5 protein-coding genes are annotated in these 6,896 nt (G+C 68.4%); 2 read left to right on the top strand and 3 right to left on the bottom strand.

Annotated features, from left to right (window positions below; all coding sequences use genetic code 11):
* The 3 genes from LI94_RS19520 to LI94_RS19510 all read right to left on the bottom strand — a co-directional run.
* On the bottom strand, nt 1-1,129 hold a 1,129-nt coding region (locus LI94_RS19520), incomplete at its 3' end, for a PPE family protein (RefSeq protein WP_046302232.1).
* Nucleotides 1,130-1,167: 38 nt separating this feature from the next.
* Nucleotides 1,168-2,742, bottom strand: a complete 1,575-nt coding sequence (locus LI94_RS19515) for a PPE domain-containing protein (RefSeq protein ID WP_046302231.1) — start codon at nt 2,740-2,742, stop codon at nt 1,168-1,170.
* Nucleotides 2,743-2,988: 246 nt separating this feature from the next.
* Entirely contained in the window at nt 2,989-3,912 is a 924-nt protein-coding gene (locus tag LI94_RS19510; RefSeq protein ID WP_036458524.1) for a heme o synthase, read from the bottom strand.
* 230 nt (nt 3,913-4,142) lie between these two features.
* Between LI94_RS19510 and tkt the strand changes: the two genes are divergently transcribed.
* Complete coding sequence (gene tkt / locus LI94_RS19505; RefSeq protein WP_024443521.1) at nt 4,143-6,242, top strand: transketolase; 2,100 nt, start codon at nt 4,143-4,145, stop codon at nt 6,240-6,242.
* 33 nt (nt 6,243-6,275) lie between these two features.
* A partial coding sequence (gene tal / locus LI94_RS19500; RefSeq protein WP_046302230.1) for a transaldolase occupies nt 6,276-6,896 on the top strand: 621 nt, incomplete at its 3' end.

Raw genomic sequence — 6,896 nt, 5'->3', positions numbered from 1 at the left:
CCGGCGGCGGGGCGGTCGGGGGCGGGGTAGCCGCCACCGCCGAGCCGACCGCGACAGCCGGCACATCAGCAACGACCGCCGGAGTTACCGGACCCACCGGCACAGCGGCGCCCGCGGGCACCGGCGCAGACAACCCGGCCAGGCCGGCTAGGCCGCCGACAGGTGCCACCACCGCACCCGCCGCGGCGGCCATCGCCGCCGGTTGGCTTATCGCCTGGAGCAATTGGGCGATATGGGTGGGCCAGTCGAACAGCACCAGGGCCGTGAAATACTGCAGCGCCGGGATGATCTGAGTGGGGTCCTGGGTGATAGCCAGGAAGTCCTGGTATAGCTCCAGCGTTCGCGCGAGGTACCAGATCGGTTTGGTGGCATCGGCGTAGAGCTCATATTCAAAGCCGTTGATTGTTCCGGCGGCCGGGTTCCAATTGATCCCGAATTTCTGCAGGAAGTCCGCGACGGCGGTAGTGACCCCATTGGTGACGCGGTCGACCCCTGCGACCCCGTCTTCTAAACCGAGGCTTTTCAAGTACGGCTTGAGGAAATCGAGCAGGCCCTGCAGCGGGTTCTCGGTTATCGGTTGCGGCGACCACGGTGACGAGGCCTCTGCTGGCCTGTGGATCGGGGCCGCGGGAGCGACGGTCGGGGCCGCTGCCGCCGACGCTTCGCAGGCAGCCTGGTAGGCCGCCATGACGGTGGCCGCTTGCACCCACATCCGCAGGTAGTCCGCCTCGTTGAGCGCGATGGGAATGGTGTTGATCCCAAAGAAATTCGTCGCCACCAAGACGCCGTGGGCGGCGTGATTGGCGGCCAGTTCCGGCAGCGTCGGCATCGCCGCCAGCGCGGCGATATACGCCGCCGCCGTCTGTTCATGCGCGGCCGCCATTCGGGCACTGTCGGCGGCGGTTCGATCCAGCCACGCCAGATACGGCAGGTGCGCTGCCTGGTACTGCTCACCGGCCACACCGCGCCACAGCCCGGCCGCTACCGAAGCCAATACTGCGGTCAGATCCTGCGCCGCCGCGGTGTACGCCACGCTCAGGGACGACCACGCGCCGGCGGCAGCCAACAGCGGGCCGGGGCCCGGACCGGAGCTGAGCAGCGTCGCATGCACCTCAGGTGGAGACGCCATCCACATCGGCCCGAACACAAGAATTCACTTTAGCGAATCTATAGTTTCGGGTGGCCGAACTCCTGCTCGTTTTCGGTGCGCCAACTGCCCGGCAGCACGGGCATGCGTGCCGCGTCGTCGAAAACGCCGCCGCCCGACACTGTCAGCCCCCCGGCCGGGGCGCCGTCGCGGGCCAGCGTGCCGGCGAATCCGGCCGCTCCGCGCGGCGACGCGGTCAAGCCCACCTCAGCCGGCTCCGCCCACTCCGGCGCGACCCCGACGTTGAGGTCCATGACCGCGTCGTCGGGCCTGCGCACCGCAGCGCGCTTGCGGACCCGGGCCCGCCGCTCAGCGCGCTCGGCCGCGGTAACCGCAGCGGCGGTCGCACTACCGCTCGGCTGCGAGGCCTTGCGCGACGCTGCGGCCCCGACGGGCATGCCGGTCCCGGCGCCAACGCCGGGCGGACCGAGCAGATACGGCGGGAAGAACGGCGACGCGCCCGGCGGCGGGGGCGGTGCCGCCGGCGCGGGGCTGCTGAGGCCGGCCGTCGCGGGGCCCGGCGCTGGAGCCGGCGCCGGGGCCGGCGTGGTCGGCGTCGCGGGTACCGGCGCTCCCGCCGAGCCGGATCCGAACCCGGCGAAGCCATCGGGAGTGGCGTCCACCGGCAGCGGCGGGAGCGGTTGCGGACCACCGGCCAATCCGGCCAGCCCGGCGAAACCGCCCACCGCGCCTACCGGGGCGATCAGCACGCCGATCGCGGCCGCGAACAACTGCGGCGATTGGGCCAGCCAGGAGCCGATCTCGGCGAGGTGTGTCGGCCAGTCGAACTCGGCGAGCTGAACCAGATACTGAAACGCCAGCGCGGGGTTCTGCTGGAAATTCACCCCGAGCTGCTGAAAGTCCTCCAACAGTTCCAGCGCCCGCACCAGCCAGAACATCGGCTGGCCGGCATCGGTGTACTGGTCATAGGGAATTCCGTTCACCATCGCGTGGGCGGGATCCCACTTGATCTGCCCGTTGCTGGCGGTCTGCAGAATCTTGGCGATCAGCTGATCCAGCGGACCATTGACCGTGGGGTCGGTGGGATCGTCGCCCTCGGCGGGGTGCGCGTCGGCCTTGACGATCGGGGGCGCCGCCGGGGTGTGCGGCATCGCGGCCACCGCGGCGCCACTGACCGCTTGATACGTCGCCATGGTCGCGGCGGCCTGCACCCACATCCGCACATAGTCGGCCTCGTTGAGCGCAATCGGAATGGTGTTGATGCCGAAGAAATTCGTCGCCACCAATACCCCGCGGGTGGCGTGATTGGCGGCCAGTTCCGGCAAGGTCGGCATGGCGGCCAGCGCGCTGACATACGCCCCCGCAGCCGTCTCATACTGGGCCGCGGTCGCCGCACTGTCCGCGCCGGCCCGAGTCAGCCACGCCAGGTAGGGCCAGTGAGCGCTCGCATACGCCTGGGCACTCGGGCCTTGCCACGCCCCCGCCCCGACGGAGGCCAGCACCCCCTGCAGTTCGTCCGCGGCGGCAACGTACTCGGCTTCCAGCGCCGACCAGGCGGAAGCGGAAGCCAGCAGCGGGCCGGGTCCCGCTCCGGCGCTCAGCAACGCGGAGTGCACCTCGGGCGGAGATGCCATCCATGCCGGCGCCGGTGCCGTCACCGACTGCCGTCCACCAAGTTGTTGAACATGGTTTTCATTATCGGCAATTGAATACCCGCTGCGGCCGCCCCCGCAAGAGACTCCGCCTCCGCGTTAGCCCCGACAACGAAGTGAAGTGAATGGCCAGCCCGGCACGCTCAGTCACATGCAGACTTCGCGGCTCAGCGTCACGGAGCGCGTCGACAACGACCGGGAAACCCGGTTCGAATGGAGCGGGAAGACCTAGAACAGGGTCGGCAGGCCGATGGCCGAGTCCACCGCCAGCGCACAGAAGACCAGCGCCAGGTAGTTGTTCGACTGCAGGAAGAGCCGCAGCGGCTTGACCGGCTCACCGCGACGCACGCCCGCGTACAGCTGGTGGGCCATAGCCAGGAACCACGCGCCGGCCAGTACCGCGACCGCGGCGTAGAGCCAGCCTGCGGCGGGCACCAGCGCCAACGTGGCCAGCACGGTCGCCCAGGTGTAGACCACGATCCGGTGGGTGACCACATTCTCGCTGGCGACCACCGGCAGCATGGGCACCCCCGCCGCCGCGTAGTCCTCCTTGTAGCGCATCGCCAGCGCCCAGGTGTGCGGCGGCGTCCAGAAGAAGATCACTAAGAACATCACCACCGCGGGCCAGCCGATGGTGCCGGTGACCGCCGACCAGCCGATCACCACCGGCATGCAACCGGCCGCTCCGCCCCACACCACGTTCTGGGAGGTACGCCGCTTGAGCATCATCGAGTAGACCAGCACGTAGAACGCGATGGTGGCCATGGCCAGCAGGCCCGATATCAAGTTCGTGGTACGCCACAGCCACACGAACGAGGCGGCACCGAGCCCCAGGCTGAACACCAGAGCGTTGCGGGTCGGCACCGCGTCGCGAGCCAGCGGGCGGCGCGCAGTGCGCTTCATCACCTTGTCGATGTCGGCGTCGACGACGCAGTTCAGCGCATTGGCGCTGGCGGCGGCCAGCATCCCGCCGATCAGCGTATTGAAGATCAGCAACGGATTCACCGTGCCGCGGTCGGCCAGTAGCATCGCCGGAATGGTCGTGACCAGCAGCAACTCGATGATTCGGGGCTTGGTCAGCGAAAGGTACGCCAACAACGTGTTGCGCACGGCGCGTATTCGGCGCGGCTCAGCGCGCTCGCGAATACTCACGTGATGACTCCTAGGATGGCAGCTGCGACGCCAGCTTCTACTACGGACGGACGCCAGCTTCTACTACGGACGATGGTAGACCGCCTGGCCAGGTCGTCCGAATCGCAGGGTCAATTCACGGCGAATCCACACGGCAACCGGACCTGCAACACTGCGCGTGCCCGCATTAGGGTGAGAAGCAACCTGGCTTGCATTTGAAGACCTATCTCAAAGATGAGGACCCGACGTTCGTGACCACTGCTGCAGAGATCTCCGCCCTTACCCGCCCGCACCACCCCGCTGACTGGGCCGAGATCGACTCCGTCGCAGTCGACACCGCCCGGGTGCTGGCCGCCGACGCGGTGCAGAAGGTCGGCAACGGCCACCCGGGTACCGCGATGAGCCTCGCGCCGCTGGCCTACACGCTGTTCCAGCGGGTGATGCGCCACGACCCGTCCGACACCACCTGGTTGGGCCGCGACCGGTTCGTGCTGTCCTGCGGGCACTCCAGCCTGACCCTGTACATCCAGCTCTACCTGGGCGGTTTCGGGCTGGAACTGGCCGACATCGAGGCACTGCGCACCTGGGGTTCCAAGACCCCGGGGCACCCGGAGTTCCGCCACACCAAGGGTGTGGAGATCACCACCGGCCCGCTCGGACAGGGCTTGGCCTCGGCGGTCGGCATGGCGATGGCCGCACGCTATGAGCGCGGCCTGTTCGACCCCGACACCGCCCCCGGCGAGAGCCCGTTTGACCACTTCGTCTACGTGATCGCCTCCGACGGCGACATCCAGGAAGGCGTCACCAGTGAGGCCTCCTCGCTGGCCGGCGTCCAGCAGCTGGGCAACCTCATCGTGTTCTACGACCACAACAAGATCTCCATCGAGGACGACACCGCGATCGCGCTCTGCGAGGACACCGCGGCCCGCTACCGGTCCTACGGCTGGCACGTCCAGGAGGTCGAGGGCGGCGAGAACGTGACCGGCATCGAGGAGGCCATCGCGAATGCCAAGGCCGTCACCGACAAGCCGTCGTTCATCTCGCTGCGCACGATCATCGGTTACCCGTCCCCGGGCAAGATGAACACCGGCGCCATCCACGGTTCCGCGCTCGGCGGCGACGAGGTGGCAGCCACCAAAGCCGCACTCGGATTCGACCCGGACAAGGCGTTCGACGTCCGCGAAGACGTGATCACCCACACCCGCGGGCTGGTGGCACGCGGCAAGCAGGCCCACGCCGACTGGCAGGAGCAGTTCGAGTCGTGGGCGGCCCGCGAGCCGGAGCGCAAGGCGCTGCTGGACCGGTTGATCGCAGGCGAGCTGCCCGAGGGCTGGGACGCCGAGCTGCCGTACTGGGAGCCCGGCTCCAAGGCCGTTGCCACCCGCGCCGCATCCGGCAAGGTGCTCAACGCAGTAGGCGCCAAGCTTCCCGAATTGTGGGGCGGCTCAGCCGATCTGGCGGGCAGCAACAACACCACCATGGACGGCGTCAAGTCGTTCGGGCCGGCGTCGATCTCCACCGGCGAGTACACCGCCGACCCCTACGGCCGCACCCTGCACTTCGGGATCCGCGAGCACGCGATGGGCTCGATCCTGTCCGGCATCGTGCTGCATGGGCCCACCCGCGCCTACGGCGGCACGTTCCTGCAGTTCTCCGACTACATGCGGCCCGCGGTGCGGTTGGCGGCGCTGATGGACATCGACCCGATCTACGTGTGGACGCACGACTCGATCGGGCTCGGCGAAGACGGTCCGACGCACCAGCCGATCGAGCACCTGGCGGCGTTGCGCGCCATCCCCCGGCTGTCGGTGGTGCGACCGGCGGATGCCAATGAGACGGCCTACGCGTGGCGCACAGTGCTGGCCCGCGGCGCGAGCAGCGGTCCGGTCGGGCTGATCCTGACCCGGCAGAACGTGCCGATCATCGAGGGCACCGACGCCGAAGGCGTCGCCCGCGGCGGCTACGTGCTGGGCGGCCTGGAAGCCGTCGGCGCCGACGACCCCGACGTGGTGTTGATCGCCACCGGTTCGGAGGTGCAGCTCGCGGTCGAAGCGCAGAAACTCTTGGCGGCCAAGGACATCAATGCCCGCGTGGTGTCGATGACATGCCTGGAGTGGTTCGAATCGCAGCCGGCCGACTACCGCGATGCAGTGCTGCCACCGTCGGTGTCGGCCCGGGTGGCGGTCGAAGCCGGTATCGCACAGTGCTGGCACAAGATCGTCGGCGACACCGGCGAGATCGTCTCGATCGAGCACTACGGCGAGTCCGCCGACTACCAAACGCTGTTCCGTGAGTTCGGTCTGACCGCGGAGGCTGTCGTCGCCGCCGCCGAAAGAACACTGGAAAACTGACGTCAATCGAAACCGATTGAGAAGGAGCGCAACATGACTCAGAATCCCAAGCTTGCCGCTCTCAGCGCCGCGGGCGTGTCGGTGTGGCTCGACGATCTGTCCCGCGACCGGCTCACGTCCGGCAACCTGGCCGACCTTGTCGCCACCCGCAGCGTGGTCGGCGTGACCACCAACCCGACCATCTTCCAGAAAGCACTGGAGAAGGGCCACGCCTACGACAAGCAGCTGGCCGAGCTGGCCGCCCGCGGCGCCGACGTGGACGCGGTGATCCGCACCGTCACCACCGACGACGTGCGCAACGCCTGCGACGTGCTGGCTGCGGCATGGGAGGCCACCGACGGCGTGGACGGGCGGGTGTCGATCGAGGTCGATCCGCGGCTGGCCCATGACACCGACAAGACCGTGGCCCAGGCCGTCGAACTGTGGAAGATCGTCGACCGGCCGAACCTGTTCATCAAGATTCCGGCCACCAAGGCGGGTCTGCCGGCTATCACCGCGGTACTGGCCGAAGGGATTTCGGTCAACGTCACGCTGATCTTCTCCGTCGAGCGGCACCGCGAGGTGATGGACGCCTACCTGGCCGGTCTGGAGGCCGCCAAGGCCGCCGGACACGACCTGGCCAAGATCCACTCGGTGGCTGTCTCTTATACACAT

The sequence above is a fragment of the Mycobacterium sp. UM_Kg27 genome (assembly GCF_000972905.1).
Lineage (GTDB): Bacteria > Actinomycetota > Actinomycetes > Mycobacteriales > Mycobacteriaceae > Mycobacterium.
This window is presented reverse-complemented; position numbering and strand designations above follow the sequence as displayed.

Coding starts and splice junctions, on each gene's coding strand:
- LI94_RS19515 (WP_046302231.1), bottom strand. CDS start 2,742: ATGGCATCTCCGCCCGAGGTGCACTCCGCGTTGCTGAGCGCCGGAGCG.